The sequence below is a fragment of the Streptomyces sp. NPDC042100 genome (assembly GCF_055582325.1).
Genome location: NZ_JBVJDK010000001.1, coordinates 19,884 through 37,836, shown reverse-complemented (window position 1 = coordinate 37,836; position 17,953 = coordinate 19,884). Strand labels below are relative to the sequence as shown.

Genomic DNA, 17,953 nt, shown 5'->3' with positions numbered 1-17,953 from the left:
GGGCCGCCCCCGCCCGGTCTTTATATCGGGCATACGGGCTTCTGTCGGGCTTCTCACTCCGCGCTCAGGCCGTTCTCATGAACGGCGCCGATCGTCGTCACCATGACGGAAAACCAGCAGCCCCAGCAGCAGCCGTACTACCCGCCGCGGCCGCCGTACGACCCGGCGGAGCCCATCAGCACCGAGCCGGGCACCACCGTCTGGCCGTCCGGCGGGCAGCACACCCCGGCCGGCGGCTACCCCCCGCCGCCGCCCCCGCACCAGCCCGCCCACGCCGCCCCGGCGCCCGCCCCCGGGCCGCGCCGCCGGGCCAGGCGCGGCGTCGGCCTGATGGCCGCCGTGGCCATCGCCGCGGCGGCGATCGGCGGCGGCACCGCCACCCTCGTCGAGCGCTGGACCTCCGACGGCGCGGCCACCGCGAGCGGCTCGGTCTCCGGCACGAACGTCTCCGCGAGCAGCAAGGGCACGGTCGCCGGGGTCGCCCAGGCGGTCTCCCCGTCGATCGTGGAGATCTCCGCGAGCTCCACCTCCGGCAAGTCCACCGGCTCCGGCGTGATCATCACCGGCGACGGCGAGATCGTCACCAACAACCACGTCATCTCCGGCGCCTCCCAGATCACGGTGCGGACCTCCGACGGCAAGAGCTACCCCGCCAAGGTCGTCGGCACCGACCCCGACAAGGACCTGGCGCTGATCAAGCTGGACGGCGCCGCCGGCCTCAAGGCGGCCACCCTCGGCGACTCCTCCACGATGCGGGTCGGCGACGAGGTCGTCGCGATCGGCTCCCCCGAGGGCCTCACCGGCACCGTCACCAGCGGCATCATCTCCGCCCTCGACCGCGACGTGACCGTCGCCAAGGACGAGGGGGGCCAGAGCGGCCAGGGCCAGGACGGCCAGGGCGGCCAGGGCGGCCAGGGACAGCAGTGGGACCCCCGGCAGGGCTGGCCCTTCGAGTTCGGCGGGCAGCAGTTCAACGGCGACACCGGCTCGTCCAAGACCACGTACAAGGCGATCCAGACCGACGCCTCGCTCAATCCCGGTAATTCCGGCGGCGCGCTGATCAATATGAACGGCGAGATCATCGGAATCAATTCGGCCATGTATTCGCCCAGCTCCGGCGGCGGCTCCACGGCCGGCAGCGTCGGCCTCGGATTCGCCATCCCCGTCGACACCGTCAAGGCCGACCTGAACAGCCTGCGCTCGGGCGGTGCCGCCTGAACACATGGGACGCTGGCCCCATGACTGGCCAGCAGAACGAAGCCGAACGCGCCGAGCGCATCCTCATCGTCGACGACGAGCCCGCCGTGCGCGAGGCGCTGCGCCGCAGCCTCGCCTTCGAGGGGTACGCGACCGAGGACGCCGTCGACGGGCTCGACGCGCTCGCCAGAATGGAGACGTACGCGCCCGACCTCGTCGTCCTCGACGTCCAGATGCCCCGCATGGACGGCCTCACCGCCGCCCGCCGCATCCGCGCCGCCGGCTCCACCGTGCCCATCCTCATGCTCACCGCCCGCGACACCGTCGGCGACCGGGTCACCGGGCTCGACGCCGGCGCGGACGACTACCTGGTGAAGCCCTTCGAGCTGGACGAGCTCTTCGCCCGGATCCGCGCCCTGCTGCGCCGCAGCTCCTACGCGGCGCAGCAGGCCGACCAGCTCCCCGAGGGCGACGTGCTCGCCTTCGAGGACCTGCGGATGGACCTCACCACCCGCGAGGTGACCCGGGGCGGGCGGCCGGTGGAGCTGACCCGCACCGAGTTCACCCTGCTCGAACTCTTCCTCGCGCACCCCCGGCAGGTCCTCACCCGGGAGCAGATCCTCAAGACCGTGTGGGGCTTCGACTTCGAGCCCAGCTCCAACTCCCTGGACGTGTACGTGATGTACCTGCGCCGCAAGACCGAGGCCGGCGGCGAGCCGCGCCTGGTCCACACCGTGCGCGGGGTCGGCTACGTGCTGCGCGGCGGGGGCGCCGAGTGACCAGCCCCGTGACCTGGTTCCGCTCCCGGCCGCTGCGCTCCCGGCTCGCGCTGCTCACCGCGCTCGCCGTCGCGGTGGCGGTGGCGGCGGTCTCGGTGGCCTGCTGGTTCGTGACCCGGGCCCAGCTGGAGGCGGAGCTGGACGACTCGCTGCGCTCGGCGCAGCTCACCACGCAGGACGCCCAGCGGCTGCTGAGCTCCTGCGGGGCGGCCAAGACGCAGCTCCCGCCGCCGTCGCCGCGCGGCGGGCAGACCCTCCAGATCGTCTCGACCGACGGCGACGTGCTCTGCTCCACCGGCCGCTCGGTGATCCCCGCGCAGAGCTCGGACACGGCGGTCGCGCAGGGCCGGCTCTCCTCCGCGCTGCACACGACGAACGCCGCCGACGGCACCGAGATGCGGGTCTACACGTACCCGATGAAGCTCATCCAGCAGCCGCTCTCGCAGCCCGTCGCCGTCTCCGTCGCCCGCCCCACGTACGAGATCGACAACTCGATGTCCACCCTGGCCTGGGTGCTGCTGCTGGTCTCCGGCATCGGCGTGGTCGGCGCCGGGGCGGCCGGGCTGTGGGTGGCCAGGACCGGTCTTGAGCCGGTGCACCGGCTGACCGGGGCGGTCGAGCACGTGGCCGCCACCGAGGACCTGACGGTCCGGATCCCGGTCGAGGGCGAGGACGAGATCGCCCGCCTCTCCCGCTCCTTCAACGCGATGACCGCCGCCCTCGCCACCTCCCGCGACCGGCAGGCGCAGCTCATCGCCGACGCGGGCCACGAGCTGCGCACCCCGCTGACCTCGCTGCGCACCAACGTCGAGCTGCTGGCCCGCAGCGAGCAGACCGGGCGGGCGCTGCCGCCGGAGGACCGGCGGGCGCTGATGGCCTCCGTGAAGGCCCAGATGACGGAGCTGTCGGCGCTGATCGGCGACCTCCAGGAGCTGTCCCGGCCGGACGCGGCGGCGCGCGGCCCGCTGGAGGTGGTGCCGCTGCACACGATCCTGCGGGCGGCGCTGGACCGGGCGCGGCTGCGCGGGCCGGAGCTGACCTTCGTGACGGACCTGGCGCCCTGGTACGTACGGGCGGAGCAGGCGGCCCTGGAGCGGGCGCTGGTGAACGTGCTGGACAACGCGGTGAAGTTCTCGCCGCCGCGCGGGACGATCGAGGTGACCCTGATGCGGGGCGAGCTGACGGTGCGGGACCACGGTCCGGGGATCGCGGCGGAGGAGATCCCGCACGTCTTCGACCGCTTCTGGCGCTCGCCCTCGGCGCGCAGCCTGCCCGGTTCGGGGCTCGGCCTGTCGATCGTGGCGCGGACGGTCGGGCAGGCGGGCGGTACGGTCGCGCTGACCCCGGCGGAGGGCGGCGGCACGGTGGCGACAGTGCGGCTGCCGGGCGCGCCGACCCCGCCCCCGCCGTCACCGGCGCCGCCCGCGCCCGATGGGTCAGTTGTGCCGGATGAGGGACTCGATCAGGCCTGAGCGGGTGTCGGGGTAGTCCATGGGGACGATCCCGAGCCCCTTCCAGCCGGCGCCCTCGCCGTCGAGCAGGGCGTGGACCTGCGGGTTGAGCCGGTCGGCGTTCCAGCGGGGCGGGAGTCCCGCGGCGGTGGACACGAAGTTGACGTAGAACGGGCCGGGCCGGCCGGCCGCCTCGCGGAACTGGTCCCTGATCTTGGGCCACTTGGCGAAGGGCTCGGCCTGGTAGTCGTCCTGCACGTCGAAGTGCGCCCCGTCGGCCCAGCGCAGTCCGGGCAGCCCCCCGTTGTCGGCGAGGAGCACGACCCGGCCGCGGGCCTGGCCGAGGGTGGGCACGCCGTCGCCGATGCGGAAGAGGGGGCGCCAGCCCCGGTTGTCGAGGTAGTCGTCGAAGACCGCGCGGAAGACGGTGTCGGACTCGGAGGAGTACTCCTGCTTGACCCGCATGAGGACGGTCTCGGTGGGGTGCGCGGCGAGGAAGTCCCAGCAGGCGCCGAGGACGTCGCCGAACATCAGGTTCTGGTAGGAGGCCCCGTGGTGGATCGCGAACGATCCCCCGGTCACCCGGCAGCGCACGTCCAGGAAGCGGATGCCGCTGTCCAACTGCCGGGCGACGGTGGCGCTCTGGCACTCGGTCCAGAGCCCCCCGTAGCGGGCCCCCGAGTCGTGGGTGCCGGGGATCGTGAGCCTCTGGAGCGGGGTGGGGTCGCCGTGCGCGGCCATCCAGTCCTGCGTCCCGAGGGCGGTGGCCGCCCGGGCGGAGGGGGCACCCAGGACGAGGGCACCGGAGGCGGCTGCGGCGCCCGCGAGAAAGCGTCGTCGGTCCATGGCGGCACTATGGCAGGGGTTGACGTGGCCCTGCCAGAGGGCGGACGGGACGGGAGGGGCGGACGAGCAGACGGGCAGACGGGCAGACGGGCAGACGGGCAGACGGGCAGACGAGCAGACGAGCAGACGAAAGGGGCGGGCCGCACAAGCGACCCGCCCCTCCCGTACGTACGGCTGACTACTGCTTACCGCCGCTTACCGCCGCTTACCGCCGTTTACTGCACGACCGTGATCCGGTCGGCGGCCGGGACGGCCAGCGGCTTCGCCGCGGAGGAGTTGGCGGCCAGGTAGGCGTTGAAGACGTCCAGGTCCGAGGCGCCGACCAGCTTGTTGGTGCCGGTGGCCAGGGCCGCGAAGCCGTCGCCGCCGCCCGCGAGGAACTCGTTCATCGCGACGCGGTAGGTCTTCGCCGGGTCGATCGCGGTGCCGTTCAGCTTGACGGAGCCGTCGACGACGCGGTCCGCGCCCGTCTTGGTCATGTCGAGCGTGTAGGTGAGCCCCTTCGAGATCTGGAGGATCTTGATGGAGTTCTGGTTCGAGCCGCTGACCTGCTGCTTCAGCGCGGTGATCAGGTTCGCGCCGGAGAGGTCCACCACGTTCATCATGTTGGTGAACGGCTGCACGGTGAACGACTCGCCGTAGGTCACCACACCGTCGCCCTCGGCGCCGGACGCCTTGAAGACGAGGTCGGAGCGGATGCCGCCCGGGTTCATGAGGGCGATCTGGGCGCCGCCCTTGTCCGCCGGGGCCAGGCCCTCCAGCTGCGCGTCGGCGATCAGGTCGCCGAGCGGCTTCTCGTACGCCGTGGAGCCGCGGCCGTTGATGTCGGCGGCGATGTAGCCCTGCGGGCGGTTGGCGACCGGGGCGGCGAGCGCCTGCCAGTCGGTGATCAGCTTGGTGAGGTCCGGGGCCTTCGGGACGTCACGGGTGACGACGTGGTTGGCCGAGGCGACCGCGGTGCGGACGATGTCCTTGGTGCGGCGGTCGTAGGTCAGCGTGGTGTCGGTGTAGAGCTTGCCGAACGAGGACGCCGAGGTGACCAGGCGCGGCTTGCCCGCCGGGTCCGGGATGGAGCAGACGTACGCCTGGTGGGTGTGGCCGGTGACCAGGGCGTCGACCTGCGGCGAGACGTTCTTGGCGATGTCGACGATCGCGCCGGAGACGCCCTCGCCGGAACCGTCGCCGTCACCGTCGCAGTTGTAGTTGTACGAGGCCGAGGCCGGCATGCCGCCCTCGTGGACCAGGGCGACGATGGACTTGACGCCCTTGCGCTCCAGGACCTTCGTGTACTTGTTGATCGTCTCGACCTCGTCGCCGAACTTGAGGCCCTTGACGCCCTCGGCGGTGACGACGTTCGGGGTGCCCTCCAGGGTCACGCCGATGAAACCGATCTTGACGCCGTCCTTCTCCCAGATGAAGTACGGGTCGAGGAGGGGCTTGCCGGTCTTCTCGTTCGTCACGTTGGCCGCGAGGTACGGGAAGTCGGCGCCCTTGAACTTCTTGCCCTGGACGAAACAGCCGGCGGTCGGGTGACAGCCGCCGTCCTGCATCCGGGCCAGCTCGCGCGCGCCCTCGTCGAACTCGTGGTTGCCGACCGAGGTGACGTCGAGGTCGAGCTTGTTGAGCGCGCCGATGGTGGGCTCGTCGTGGAAGAGACCGGAGAGCAGCGGCGAGGCGCCGATCAGGTCACCGGCCGCGGCCGTGATGGAGTAACGATTCCCCTTACGGGCCTGGCGCAGGTGGGTGGCCAGGTACTCGACACCGCCGGCGTCGATCTTCGTGGTGGTGCCGTCCGGGTTGGTCCGGGTCACCTGGCCGGAGGAGCCGGCCGGGGGCTCCAGGTTGCCGTGCAGGTCGTTGAAGGAGAGCAGCTGGACGTCGACCATCCGCCCCCAGCCCTTGCCGTTGGTGCTGTACGACGCGCCGTCGGCACGCACGTCGTCCTGCGACGCGCCGGCGGGCATCGCGGCGACGAGCGCACCGATGGTGGCCAGCCCCGCACCGGCGACGAGAACCCGCCGCCCGGCCCTGCTCGTCTTCGTCCGCTTCACTGCCATCCGCTCCCCTTGAATCCCGGTCTGTCCTGCGAGCGCAGCCTAGGGTCAACGCGCGTAGCGCAACAGGGGTTGGCTGGTTACGAGCTGGTTGCCATTGATCTGCCCCTGGGCGGCGGGGCGCGGCCGTAGGCTCGTCACCATGACTTCCGACGCGGCGCCGGCCCTTGAACCCGGACGGCAGATCACCAGTTACGAAGAGCTGAGCCCCGAGCAGGTCACGGCGGTCCTCGACCTCCTGGAGGACGCCGCCCGCGCCGACGGGATGCACGCGGTCTCCGAGCAGGGCCGGCTCTATCTGCGCCACGGGCGCCGCGAGGGCGTGCGGCACCTGCTCCTGACGGTCGGTCCGGAGCTCTACGGCTACGCCCAGCTGGAGGAGACCGACCCGGTCGAGGCCCCCGCGGCCGAGCTGGTCGTGCACCCCTCGCACCGGGGGCGCGGCCACGGGCGGGCGCTGGGCGGCGCGCTGCTCGACGCCTCCGGGAAGCGGCTGCGGGTGTGGGCGCACGGCGGCAAGCCGGCCGCCCGGCACCTCGCGCAGGTCCTGGGCCTGACCCTGTTCCGCGAGCTGCGACAGCTCCGGCGCCCGCTGGTGCCGCTGGACATCCCGGAGCCGGTGCTGCCGGAGGGCGTCACCGTGCGGGCCTTCGAGCCGGGCCGGGACGACGCGGAGTGGCTCGCGGTGAACGCCGCCGCCTTCGCCCACCACCCCGAGCAGGGCTCGCTCACCCAGCGGGACCTGGACGACCGGATGGCGGAGCCGTGGTTCGACCCGAAGGGCTTCTTCCTGGCCGAGCGGGACGGGCGGCTGGTCGGCTTCCACTGGACCAAGGCGCACGGCGAGGAGCAGCTCGGCGAGGTGTACGTGGTCGGGGTGCTGCCCGACGCGCAGGGCGGCGGGCTCGGCAAGGCGCTGACGGCGACGGGGCTGCGGCACCTGGCGGCGGAGGGGCTGCCGACGGCGATGCTCTACGTGGACGCGGACAACACGGCGGCCGTGACGGTCTACGAGCGGCTGGGCTTCCGTACCCACGAGGTGGACCTGATGTACCGCACGGAGTCCTGAACCCCGTTCTTCCAGGGGGCGGTTGACACCGCCCCCTGCTTTACACCACCCTTTCACTACTTAACTAGTGAAAGGGTGGTGGAGGGGCGTGCTCGCCTACCGCATCGACCGGCGCAGCGGGGTCGCCACCTACCTCCAGATCGTCCAGCAGACCCGGCAGGCCCTGCGCATGGGCCTGCTGCGGCCGGGCGACCGGCTGCCCACCGCGCGCGAGGTCGTCGAGGCCACGGCCATCAACCCCAACACGGTCCTCAAGGCCTACCGCGAGCTGGAGCGGGAGGGCCTCGTCGAGGCCCGCCGGGGCCTCGGCACCTTCGTCCGCGCCACCCTCGGCACCGGCCCCGCCGACTCGCCGCTGCGCGCCGAACTCGCCGACTGGGCCCGCCGGGCCCGCGCCGAGGGGCTCGGCCGGGAGGACGTCGCCGCGCTCTTCACTTCCGTACTGGACACGTACTCCGAGGGGGACGACGCATGACCACCACACCCGCGTTCGAGGCCGAGGGCCTCGGCTTACGGTACGGAGGCCGCGCCCGCCCCTGGGCCCTGCGCGACTGCTCCCTCGCCCTCCCGGCCGGCGCGGTCTGCGCCCTGGTCGGCCCCAACGGCGCCGGCAAGTCCACCCTCCTGACCCTCGCGGCGGGCCTCCTCCGTCCGACCGAGGGCACGGTGCGGGGGCCGGGACGGGAGGGGCTGGCGTACGTGGCGCAGGACCGGGCCCTCTATCCCCGGCTCACCGTCGCCGACACCCTGCGCCTTGGCCTGGAGCTCAACCCGGGCCGCTGGGACGCGGCCGTCGCCCGGCGGGCCGTCGCCGGGGAGCTCGCTCCCCGCTCCCTCGTACGCGACCTATCCGGCGGGCAGCGCACCCGCCTCGCGCTCGCCCTCGCCCTGGGCAAGCGCCCCGAACTCCTGCTCCTCGACGAGCCGATGGCCGACCTCGACCCGCTCGCCCGCCGACAGCTCATGGGCCTGCTGCTGGCCGAGGCAGCCGAGCACGGCACCACCGTCCTGATGTCCTCGCACATCCTCACCGAGCTGGAAGGCGCCTGCGACCGCCTCCTGCTGCTCGTAGGCGGCCGGATCCGCCTCGACGGGCAGGTCGACGAGCTGCTCGCCGCCCATGCCCTCCTCACCGGACCGGTCTCCGGGCTCGCCCCGCACACGGTCGTCGAGTCCCGCACCACGGGCCGTCAGCTCACCGCACTGATACGCCGCGAGGGCCCCGTCGAAGGCCCGTGGCGGGTCACCGAGCCCACCCTCGAAGACCTCCTCCTCGCCCACCTGCGCACCGCCGAAGGAGCCGCCGCGTGAGCGCCCCCGCTCTCCGGGGCGCCTCCTGGGTGACGGTCCGCCAGTACCGGCGCACCCTGTGGGCGACCGGGGCCCTGGTGCTGCTGTCCTTCGCCCTCATGAGCGGCCTGCGCCTCTGGGACGCGTGGACGCCCGCCCCGCGGCCGGCCGACGACGCCCCGTCGTACGACAGCCTCCCCTACGGCACGCTGCGCATCGCCGTGGAGTACGCGGGCACGGGCCTGCTCCTGCTGCCGCTCCTGGTCGGCGCCTTCGTGGCCGGCCCGCTGGTGGCCCACGAGTTCGAGTCCGGCACCCACCGGCTCGCCCTCACCCAGTCGGTCGCCCCGGCGGCCTGGCTGCGCGCCCGGCTCGCCACCACCACCGTCGTCGCCCTCGCGGCCACCTTCGCCCTCGTCGGCGTCCACCGGCTCGGCTGGTCCCGGGTCGGCGGGACGCACCAGCTCGCCTGGGGCGACCGCGGGGCGTACGAGGGGACCGGCATCGTCCTCGTCGGATACGTCCTCGCCGCCGTCGCCGTCGGCGCCCTCGTCGGCCAGCTGGTCCGGCGGACCCTGCTCGCCATGGCGGCCACCGGCCTCGTCATGGGCCTGGTCCTGCTCGTCCTCGGCGCACTGCGCTGGAGCCTGATGCCCGTGCTCACGGTCACCGGCCCGGTCGCCAAGGACGCCGCACCGCCCATTCCGCCCGACGGCGACTGGCTCATGACGGACACCGGGATGCTCCGCGCCGACGGCGCCCGGCTCCCCGAGTGGGCCTGCTTCGAGCGCACCCACGACGTCACGGACTGCCCGCCCGACCTGGGCATCACCGGGCGGTACCTGGACTACCACCCGTGGTCGCACTTCTGGCCCACCCAGTTCGCGGAGACCGGCATCCTCCTCGCCCTCACCGCCCTCGCCCTCCTCGCCGCCTTCCGCGTCCTGCGGACCCGGCACCCGTAGGACCCGTCCCCGGCGAGCGGACCCGTGGCGGGGTCCATGCGGCCCCGCCACCGATTCCCGGAGGACACGTCCTCGTTACCGACCATTCAGACGCGCTTGCGACGCTCACGCAATGAAGCGCTCCGTGCCCGCCCTTCCCCCGGGACGGCTTCCCAAGGGGAGGCTGCCCTCCCCCACGGCCCGCTCCGACGCGCCCCACCAGCCCTTCGCGCGGAAGAATGGGACCATGAGCCAGCAGCCCGCCGAGGTCCCGGTCCAGCCGTCCGCGAAGTCCGCGAAGTCCGCCGACTCCTCCGCGAAGACGTCCGCCCCGCCGTCCCTCGGATCCATAGCCGCCCACCGCCCGCACGCCGTCGACGGCGCGGCCACGAGCGACCTGGAACCCGACCTCGACGCCGACATCGACGCGTACGAGGAGGGCGACGGCGCCGGGGAGCTGCCCCAGGGCCGCTTCCTCGACCGGGAGCGCAGCTGGCTCGCGTTCAACGAACGGGTCCTCGAACTGGCCGAGGACCCGTCCACCCCCCTCCTCGAACGGGCGAATTTCCTCGCGATCTTCGCGTCGAACCTCGACGAGTTCTTCATGGTCCGCGTCGCCGGTCTCAAGCGCCGCATCGCCACCGGCGTCGCCACCCGCTCCGCCTCCGGACTCCAGCCCCGCGAGGTCCTCGACCTGATCTGGACCCGCTCCCGCGAGCTGATGGCCCGGCACGCCGCCTGCTTCCAGCAGGACGTCGCCCCGGCCCTCGCCGACGAGGGCATCCACCTCATCCGCTGGCCCGAGCTGACCGAGAAGGAGCAGGCGCGGCTCTTCACGCTCTTCCGGCAGCGGATCTTCCCGGTCCTCACCCCGCTGGCCGTGGACCCGGCGCACCCCTTCCCGTACATCTCCGGGCTCTCGCTCAACCTCGCCGTCGTCGTCCGCAACCCGGTCAGCGGCCACCGCCACTTCGCCCGCGTCAAGGTCCCGCCGCTGCTCTCCCGCTTCCTGGAGGCCTCCCCCGAGCGCTACGTCCCGCTGGAGGACGTCATCGCCGCGCACCTGGAGGAGCTGTTCCCCGGCATGGAGGTGCTCGCCCACCACATGTTCCGGGTGACCCGCAACGAGGACCTGGAGGTCGAGGAGGACGACGCCGAGAACCTGCTCCAGGCCCTGGAGAAGGAGCTCATGCGGCGCCGCTTCGGCCCGCCGGTGCGCCTGGAGGTCGAGGAGTCCATCGACCCGTACGTCCTCGACCTGCTGGTGCGCGAGCTGAAGATCTCCGACGCCGAGGTCTACCCGCTGCCCGGCCCGCTCGACCTCACCGGCCTCTTCGGCATCTCCTCCCTGGACCGGCCCGAGCTGAAGTACCCCAAGTTCGTCGCCGGCACCCACCGCGACCTCGCCGAGGTCGAGTCCGCGTCCGCGCCCGACATCTTCGCCGCGGTCCGCGAGCGGGACGTGCTGCTGCACCACCCGTACGACTCCTTCTCCACCTCCGTCCAGGCCTTCCTGGAGCAGGCGGCGGCCGACCCGGACGTCCTCGCGATCAAGCAGACGCTGTACCGCACCTCCGGCGACTCCCCGATCGTGGACGCGCTGATAGACGCCGCCGAGTCCGGCAAGCAGGTCCTCGTCCTGGTCGAGATCAAGGCCCGCTTCGACGAGCAGGCCAACATCAAGTGGGCCCGCAAGCTGGAGGAGGCCGGCTGCCACGTCGTCTACGGCCTGGTCGGCCTCAAGACCCACTGCAAGCTCTCCCTGGTGGTACGCCAGGAGGGCGAGGTTCTGCGCCGCTACTCGCACGTCGGCACCGGCAACTACCACCCGAAGACCGCCCGGCTCTACGAGGACCTCGGCCTGCTCACCGCGGACCCGCAGGTCGGCGCCGACCTCTCGGACCTCTTCAACCGGCTCTCCGGCTACTCCCGCCGCGAGACCTACCGGCGCCTGCTCACCGCCCCCAAGTCGCTCCGCGACGGCCTGGTCACCCGGATCAACAAGGAGGTCGCCCACCACCGCGCCGGGCGGCCCGCCTACGTCAAGATCAAGGTGAACTCGCTGGTCGACGAGGCCATCATCGACGCCTGCTACCGGGCCTCCCAGGCCGGCGTCCCGGTCGACATCTGGGTCCGCGGCATCTGCGCCGTCCGCCCCGGCGTCGCGGGCCTCTCCGACAACATCCGGGTCCGCTCGATCCTCGGGCGCTTCCTGGAGCACTCCCGGGTCTTCGCCTTCGGCAACGGCGGCGAACCCGAGGTCTGGCTCGGCAGCGCCGACATGATGCACCGCAACCTGGACCGGCGGATCGAGGCCCTCGTACGGGTCTCCGACCCCGCCCACCGGGCCGCCCTGACCCGGCTCCTGGAGACCGGGATGTCCGACACCACCTCCTCCTGGCACCTCGGCCCCGACGGGAACTGGACGCGGCACGCGACCGATCCCGAGGGCCAGCCGCTGCGGCACGTCCAGGAGATGCTCATCGACGCGCGGAGGCGCCGGCGTGCACAACCCTGACATCACCTCCGAGGTCTCGGCCGGAGAGGTGCTCGCCCCCTACCTGCACGCGCGGGCCGCGGACTTCCTCCGCGGCCTGCGGCTGCACGGGGACAGCGGCGCCGACACCGCGGGCGCCGAGGAGGCCACCCGGACGCTGCGGGCCGCCGCCCGCCGCATCGGCGGCACCCTCCACACCTTCCGGCCGCTCCTCGACCCCGGCTGGGCCGACCAGCTCCGCACCGAGCTGGCCTGGCTCTCCGGCACCCTGGCCCTGGAGCACGCCTGCACCTCCCGCCTGGTCCGGCTGGTGGACGCGCTGTCCCGGCTCTCGGGCGGCGGCGCGGGCCTGACCAGGACCTCCGGGCCGGTCCCCGCCGCCCGCCGCACCGAGGGCGGCGGGCCCGGCCTCACCATGGGCGCCGCCCGCGCCGGCGCGCTCCTGGAACGCCAGCTCACCCTGGCCAGGACCCGCGCCCACTCCGCCGCCCTCCAGGCCCTCGGCTCCGCCCGCTTCCACGCCGTCGCGGACTCCGTCGCCCTGCTCGCCTCCGAGGTCCCGCTGGGCCCGGCCGGCACCTCCCCGGCCGTCGAGGTCCTGGACGCCCCGGCCGCCGCCGTCGAGGTCCGGCTGCTCGACGCCGTCGCCGCCCTCCCGCTGACCCGGGCGGCCCACCCGTACAACGCCGAGGCCCTCGCGCTGGCCGCCGGCGAGCACCAGGACGCGCCCTGGCACCAGACCCGCGCCCTGCTGCGGCTGCACCGCTACGCCGCCGAGGTGCTGCACGCCGGCGCCGAGCCGGACCCGGTGCTGTACGAGGCGGGCCGCGCCCTGGACCGGCACCGCGACGCCGCCGAGGCCGCCGCCGCCGCGGCCACCGCCGCCCGCACCCCCCGGATCGCCCCGGCCACCGCGTACGCCCTCGGCGTCCTCCACGCCGACCAGCGGCACGACGTCGAGGCGGCCCGCTTCAGCTTCCAGCACGCCTGGTCCCGGGCGACGGCCGGCGTCCCGTGATCCTCGCCGCCGGCTGCGTCCTGTGGCGCCCCGGCCCCTCGGGCCGGGGCATCGAGATCGCCCTGGTCCACCGCCCGAAGTACGGGGACTGGTCGCACCCGAAAGGCAAGCTGAAGCGCGGCGAGAGCCTGGCCGCCTGCGCGCTGCGCGAGGTACGGGAGGAGACCGGCCACGCCTGCGAGCTGGGCGCCCGCCTGCCGAGCCTCCACTACCCGGTGAACGGGCAGCCGAAGGAGGTCCACTACTGGGCCGCGCGCGCCCTCGGCGGCGCCTTCGTCCCCTCCCGCGAGGTGGACGTCCTGGCCTGGCTGCCCCCGGCCGCCGCCCGCGCCCGGCTCACCCGGCCCCGGGACCGCGAGCTCCTCGACGCGCTCCTGACGACAACGAGCAGGTAACGGCCCGCACCTCACCTTCCGGCACGGTTCACTTCCCGTTCACTCTCCCCCGCCGACCACGTCACCTGTTCTGCCTAATTTCGGCTGTACAAGGTGCACGGCACAGCCCGGACACCCACCACCCCGACACACGCCGCCGTACAACGTTCAGGACAGCAAGGTCCACGCCAGGCGGCTCCTGGAAGGAACACCCGAAAGTGAAGCTTTCGCGAAACGGGCTTCGCGCCTCCGCGATCGGTGCCCTCGTCGTCTCCGGCGCGCTCGTTCTCTCGGCGTGTGGTTCGGACAACAACACCGAGCCCACCAAGGACGGCGGCAAGACCTCCGCCGCCGCGTCGAACGTCAAGTGCGACGGCGCCAAGGGCCAGCTCCTCGCCGCCGGCTCCAGCGCGCAGAAGAACGCGATGGACCTGTGGGTCAAGAACTTCCAGGCCGCCTGCGCCGGTGTCGAGGTCAACTACCAGGGCATCGGCTCGGGCGGTGGCATCACCAAGTTCAACCAGGGCCAGGTCGCCTTCGCCGGCTCCGACTCCGCCCTCAAGGACGAAGAGGTCGCCGAGTCCCAGAAGATCTGCAAGGGCGGCAAGGGCGTCAACCTGCCGATGGTCGGCGGCCCCATCGCCATCGGCTACAAGCTGGAGGGCGTGGACAACCTGGTCCTGGACGCCCCCACCCTGGCCAAGATCTTCGACGTCAAGATCACCAAGTGGAACGACCCGGCGATCGCCAAGCTGAACCCGGGCGCCAAGCTCCCCGGCTCCACCATCCAGGCCTTCCACCGCTCGGACGAGTCGGGCACCACCCAGAACCTGGGCAAGTACCTCTCGGCCACCGCCCCGGCGGACTGGAAGTACGACCCGAAGTCGAAGTCGTGGCCCGCCCCCGACGGCCAGGCCGCCAACGGCTCCTCCGGCGTCGCCACCGCGGTCAAGGACGCCGAGGGCTCCATCGGCTACTTCGAGCTCTCCTACGCGACCGCCAACAAGATCTCCACGGTCAGCCTGAACACCGGTGCCGCCGCCCCGGTCGCCGCCACCTCGGAGAACGCCTCCAAGGCCATCGCCGCCGCCAAGATCAAGGGCACCGGCAGCGACCTGGCCCTCTCCCTCGACTACACCACCAAGGCCGAGGGCGCCTACCCGCTCACCCTGGTGACGTACGAGATCGCCTGTGACAAGGGCAACAAGGCGGACACCCTGCCGACCCTGAAGGCCTTCCTCAACTACACCGTCAGCGAGGAGGGCCAGAAGGTCCTCTCCGACGCCGGCTACGCCCCGCTCCCGGCCGAGATCGCGGCCAAGGTCCGCGAGATCGTCCCCACCCTGTCCTGACCCCCCGGCCGGGCCGGCCCCTCACCTCCCGTGGAGGGGCCGGCCCGGCATCCGGTGCACCGCCGCCAGGAGCCCGTACGCCCCCCGTACCGGCCCCGCAGACCGGAGAAGCAGATGGCTACGACATCACCCGACACACCTGACATACGGAGCAGCCGCCGCGCCACGAGCGTGGGCCGCGCCGGGGACCGCGTCTTCAGCGGTCTGTCCCGCGGCTCCGGCATCACCCTCCTCGTGATCATGGCCGCGATCGCGGTCTTCCTCACGTACCGCGCCGTCCTCGCGATCTCGCAGGACAGCACCAACTTCTTCACGACCTTCGAGTGGAACCCCGCCGCGAACCCGCCGGCCTTCGGCATCGCGGTCCTCGCCTTCGGCACGGTCGTGTCCTCGGTGATCGCCATGGCGATCGCCGTCCCCGTCGCGATCGGCATCGCGCTCTTCATCTCGCACTACGCCCCGCGCAAGCTGGCCAAGCCGCTCGCGTACGTGGTCGACCTGCTCGCCGCCGTCCCCAGCATCATCTACGGCCTGTGGGGCGCGATCTTCCTCGTCCCGTACCTGGACGGCCTCAACAAGTGGCTCGACCAGTACATGGGCTGGACGTACATCTTCGACAAGTCCAGCGACGGCGTCGCCCGCAACATGTTCACCGTCGGCATCCTGCTGGCGATCATGATCCTCCCGATCATCACCAACGTGACCCGTGAGGTCTTCCTCCAGGTCCCGCGGATGCACGAGGAGGCCGCGCTCGCCCTCGGCGCCACGCGCTGGGAGGTCATCCGCATGTCGGTGCTGCCCTTCGGCCGCTCCGGCATCATCTCCGCCTCGATGCTCGGCCTCGGCCGCGCCCTCGGCGAGACGATGGCCGTCGCCGTCGTCCTCTCCCCCAGCTTCGTGCTCTCCGGCCACCTGCTCGACCCGGGCGGCGGCACCTTCGCCCAGAACATCGCCGCGAAGTTCAACGAGGCCAACGAGTTCGGCCGGGACGCCCTGATCGCCTCGGGTCTCGTCCTCTTCGTCATCACCCTGCTGGTCAACGGCGCCGCCCGCATGATCATCGCGCGCCGCAAGGAGTACTCGGGGGCGAACGCATGAGCCACGCCATACAGGAACGCCCGGTGGCCACGGCCGAACCGCGCCGCTCCCTCTCCCACGCGCGCCTCCCCCGCTGGACCCCCGCCGCCGTCGCGGTCGGCTCGATCGCCGCGGGCTGCGGCATCGGCCTCGCCGCCGGCTGGCACAGCAGGGTCCAGTGGGGCATGGTCTCCGCGCTGCTCTTCGTCCTCGCCACGTACGCCATCACCACCAAGGTGGAGGGCTCCCGCCAGGCCAAGGACCGCGTCGCCACCAGCCTCGTCTGGGTCTGCTTCGTGCTCGCCGTGGTCCCGCTGCTCTCGCTCGGCTGGGTCACGGTCAGCAAGGGCCTGGAAGTCCTCGACCCGTACTTCCTGACCCACTCGATGAACGGCGTCCTCGACGCCGAGGCCGGCGGCGGTCTCTACCACGCGCTGCTCGGCACCATCGAGCAGGTCGCCATCGCGACCCTGATCGCCGCGCCCATCGGCCTGCTCACGGCGGTCTACCTCGTCGAGTACGGCGGCGGGAAGCTCGCCCAGGCCGTCACCTTCTTCGTCGACGTCATGACGGGCATCCCGTCGATCGTCGCGGGCCTGTTCATCCTCGCCACCTGGAACCTGATGCTGGGCTTCGGGCCCTCCGGGTTCGCCGGCGCGATGGCCCTCGCGATCCTGATGATGCCGGTCGTCGTCCGCTCCACCGAGGAGATGCTGAAGCTCGTCCCGAACGAGCTGCGCGAGGCCTCCCTGGCCCTCGGCGTCCCCAAGTGGCGCACGATCCTGAAGGTGGTCCTGCCCACCGCGATCGGCGGCATCACCACGGGCGTCATGCTCGCGGTCGCCCGCATCACCGGCGAGACGGCCCCCGTCCTGCTCCTCGTGTTCGGTACGAAGCTCATCAACCCGAACCCCTTCGAAGGCGCCCAGTCCTCCCTGCCGCTCTACGTGTACGAGCAGTACGCGGTCGGCACCGACGCCGCCGTGGCCCGCGCCTGGGCCGCCGCGCTCGTCCTGATCGCCTTCGTCATGATCCTCAACATGGTGGCCCGCGGCATCGCCCGCTGGAAGGCCCCCAAGACCGGCCGCTGACCGCGGCGAAACTGGAAGTGATTCAGATGGCCAAGCGAATCGACGTCAGCGGCCTCTCCGCCTACTACGGCAACCACAAGGCGATCGACGACATCTCCATGACCGTCGAGCCCCGCTCCGTGACGGCCTTCATCGGCCCGTCCGGCTGCGGCAAGTCCACCTTCCTGCGCACCCTGAACCGGATGCACGAGGTCACCCCCGGCGGCCGCGTCGAGGGCAAGGTGATGCTGGACGACGAGAACCTGTACGGCGCCAACGTCGACCCGGTCGCGGTCCGCCGCACGGTCGGCATGGTGTTCCAGCGCCCCAACCCCTTCCCCACCATGTCGATCTTCGACAACGTGGCGGCGGGCCTGCGCCTCAACGGCAGCTACAAGAAGGCCGAGCTGGCCGAGATCGTGGAGCGCTCCCTCAAGGGCGCCAACCTCTGGAACGAGGTCAAGGACCGGCTCAACAAGCCCGGCTCCGGCCTCTCCGGCGGCCAGCAGCAGCGCCTGTGCATCGCCCGCGCCATCGCGGTCGAGCCCGACGTCCTGCTGATGGACGAGCCCTGCTCGGCCCTCGACCCGATCTCGACCCTCGCCATCGAGGACCTGATCGGCGAGCTCAAGGAGCGCTTCACGATCGTCATCGTGACGCACAACATGCAGCAGGCCGCCCGCGTCTCCGACCGCACGGCCTTCTTCAACCTGGCGGCCGTCGGCCAGCCCGGCAAGCTCATCGAGCTGGACGACACCGAGCGCATCTTCTCCAACCCGAGCGTCCAGGCGACCGAGGACTACATCTCCGGCCGCTTCGGATAGCCCACCGACCATGCGGCCCGGCCGCGTGGCGTCTGCGGTGCTGCATGGCGGTGCCACCGCACGACGAACAGGGCCCGGCTCCCCTCAGGGGAGCCGGGCCCTTCTACGTTT

16 protein-coding genes are annotated in these 17,953 nt (G+C 72.4%); 14 read left to right on the top strand and 2 right to left on the bottom strand.

Features of this window, described 5'->3' with window-relative positions:
- Positions 1-102: 102 nt before the first annotated feature.
- Genes ACZ6J5_RS00185 through ACZ6J5_RS00175 form a run of 3 tightly spaced genes read left to right on the top strand, consistent with a single transcriptional unit; the run spans position 103 to position 3,448 of the window.
- Positions 103-1,218: a S1C family serine protease gene (locus ACZ6J5_RS00185; protein ID WP_469386080.1), complete on the top strand. Its 1,116-nt coding sequence runs from the start codon at positions 103-105 to the stop codon at positions 1,216-1,218.
- Positions 1,219-1,238: 20 nt separating this feature from the next.
- A complete protein-coding gene (locus ACZ6J5_RS00180) occupies positions 1,239-1,976 on the top strand; it encodes a response regulator transcription factor (RefSeq protein WP_469386079.1) in 738 nt (245 codons plus the stop codon).
- Positions 1,973-3,448, top strand: coding sequence for a sensor histidine kinase (locus ACZ6J5_RS00175; protein WP_469386078.1), 1,476 nt, complete (start codon positions 1,973-1,975; stop codon positions 3,446-3,448). Before ACZ6J5_RS00180 ends, ACZ6J5_RS00175 begins: the two co-directional genes overlap by 4 nt.
- On the opposite strand, the gene ACZ6J5_RS00170 is transcribed toward ACZ6J5_RS00175, so the two are convergent.
- Both ACZ6J5_RS00170 and ACZ6J5_RS00165 read right to left on the bottom strand, forming a co-directional pair.
- Positions 3,413-4,273 carry a phosphatidylinositol-specific phospholipase C gene (locus tag ACZ6J5_RS00170; protein WP_469386077.1) on the bottom strand — a complete coding sequence of 287 codons (861 nt, stop codon included), beginning with the start codon at positions 4,271-4,273 and terminating at the stop codon, positions 3,413-3,415. The two genes, ACZ6J5_RS00175 and ACZ6J5_RS00170, sit on opposite strands and share 36 nt — an antisense overlap.
- A 215-nt stretch (positions 4,274-4,488) precedes the next feature.
- Positions 4,489-6,330 carry a bifunctional metallophosphatase/5'-nucleotidase gene (locus tag ACZ6J5_RS00165; protein ID WP_469386075.1) on the bottom strand — a complete coding sequence of 614 codons (1,842 nt, stop codon included), beginning with the start codon at positions 6,328-6,330 and terminating at the stop codon, positions 4,489-4,491.
- Positions 6,331-6,469: 139 nt separating this feature from the next.
- On the opposite strand from ACZ6J5_RS00165, the gene mshD reads away from it, so the two are divergent.
- The 11 genes from mshD (at position 6,470) to pstB (ending at position 17,842) form a co-directional block, all read left to right on the top strand.
- Positions 6,470-7,396, top strand: coding sequence for a mycothiol synthase (mshD, locus tag ACZ6J5_RS00160; protein WP_469386074.1), 927 nt, complete (start codon positions 6,470-6,472; stop codon positions 7,394-7,396).
- A gap of 88 nt (positions 7,397-7,484) precedes the next feature.
- On the top strand, positions 7,485-7,871 hold the full coding sequence (locus ACZ6J5_RS00155; RefSeq protein ID WP_469386073.1) for a GntR family transcriptional regulator: 387 nt from the start codon (positions 7,485-7,487) through the stop codon (positions 7,869-7,871).
- A complete protein-coding gene (locus tag ACZ6J5_RS00150) occupies positions 7,868-8,707 on the top strand; it encodes an ATP-binding cassette domain-containing protein (RefSeq protein WP_469386072.1) in 840 nt (279 codons plus the stop codon). The genes ACZ6J5_RS00155 and ACZ6J5_RS00150 overlap by 4 nt, the downstream gene beginning before the upstream one ends.
- Complete coding sequence (locus ACZ6J5_RS00145) at positions 8,704-9,651, top strand: ABC transporter permease (protein ID WP_469386068.1); 948 nt, start codon at positions 8,704-8,706, stop codon at positions 9,649-9,651. The genes ACZ6J5_RS00150 and ACZ6J5_RS00145 overlap by 4 nt, the downstream gene beginning before the upstream one ends.
- 226 nt (positions 9,652-9,877) lie before the next feature.
- Positions 9,878-12,148, top strand: a complete 2,271-nt coding sequence (locus ACZ6J5_RS00140; RefSeq protein ID WP_469386066.1) for an RNA degradosome polyphosphate kinase — start codon at positions 9,878-9,880, stop codon at positions 12,146-12,148.
- Positions 12,135-13,145, top strand: a complete 1,011-nt coding sequence (locus ACZ6J5_RS00135; protein WP_469386064.1) for a CHAD domain-containing protein — start codon at positions 12,135-12,137, stop codon at positions 13,143-13,145. The genes ACZ6J5_RS00140 and ACZ6J5_RS00135 overlap by 14 nt, the downstream gene beginning before the upstream one ends.
- A complete protein-coding gene (locus tag ACZ6J5_RS00130) occupies positions 13,142-13,540 on the top strand; it encodes an NUDIX hydrolase (RefSeq protein WP_469386062.1) in 399 nt (132 codons plus the stop codon). Before ACZ6J5_RS00135 ends, ACZ6J5_RS00130 begins: the two co-directional genes overlap by 4 nt.
- Before the next feature lie 197 nt (positions 13,541-13,737).
- On the top strand, positions 13,738-14,871 hold the full coding sequence (gene pstS, locus ACZ6J5_RS00125) for a phosphate ABC transporter substrate-binding protein PstS (protein WP_469386060.1): 1,134 nt from the start codon (positions 13,738-13,740) through the stop codon (positions 14,869-14,871).
- Positions 14,872-14,985: 114 nt separating this feature from the next.
- Complete coding sequence (pstC, locus tag ACZ6J5_RS00120; RefSeq protein WP_469386059.1) at positions 14,986-15,969, top strand: phosphate ABC transporter permease subunit PstC; 984 nt, start codon at positions 14,986-14,988, stop codon at positions 15,967-15,969.
- A complete protein-coding gene (pstA, locus tag ACZ6J5_RS00115; protein ID WP_469386057.1) occupies positions 15,966-17,039 on the top strand; it encodes a phosphate ABC transporter permease PstA in 1,074 nt (357 codons plus the stop codon). Before pstC ends, pstA begins: the two co-directional genes overlap by 4 nt.
- 26 nt (positions 17,040-17,065) lie before the next feature.
- Complete coding sequence (gene pstB, locus ACZ6J5_RS00110; protein WP_351656529.1) at positions 17,066-17,842, top strand: phosphate ABC transporter ATP-binding protein PstB; 777 nt, start codon at positions 17,066-17,068, stop codon at positions 17,840-17,842.
- Positions 17,843-17,953: the final 111 nt, after the last annotated feature.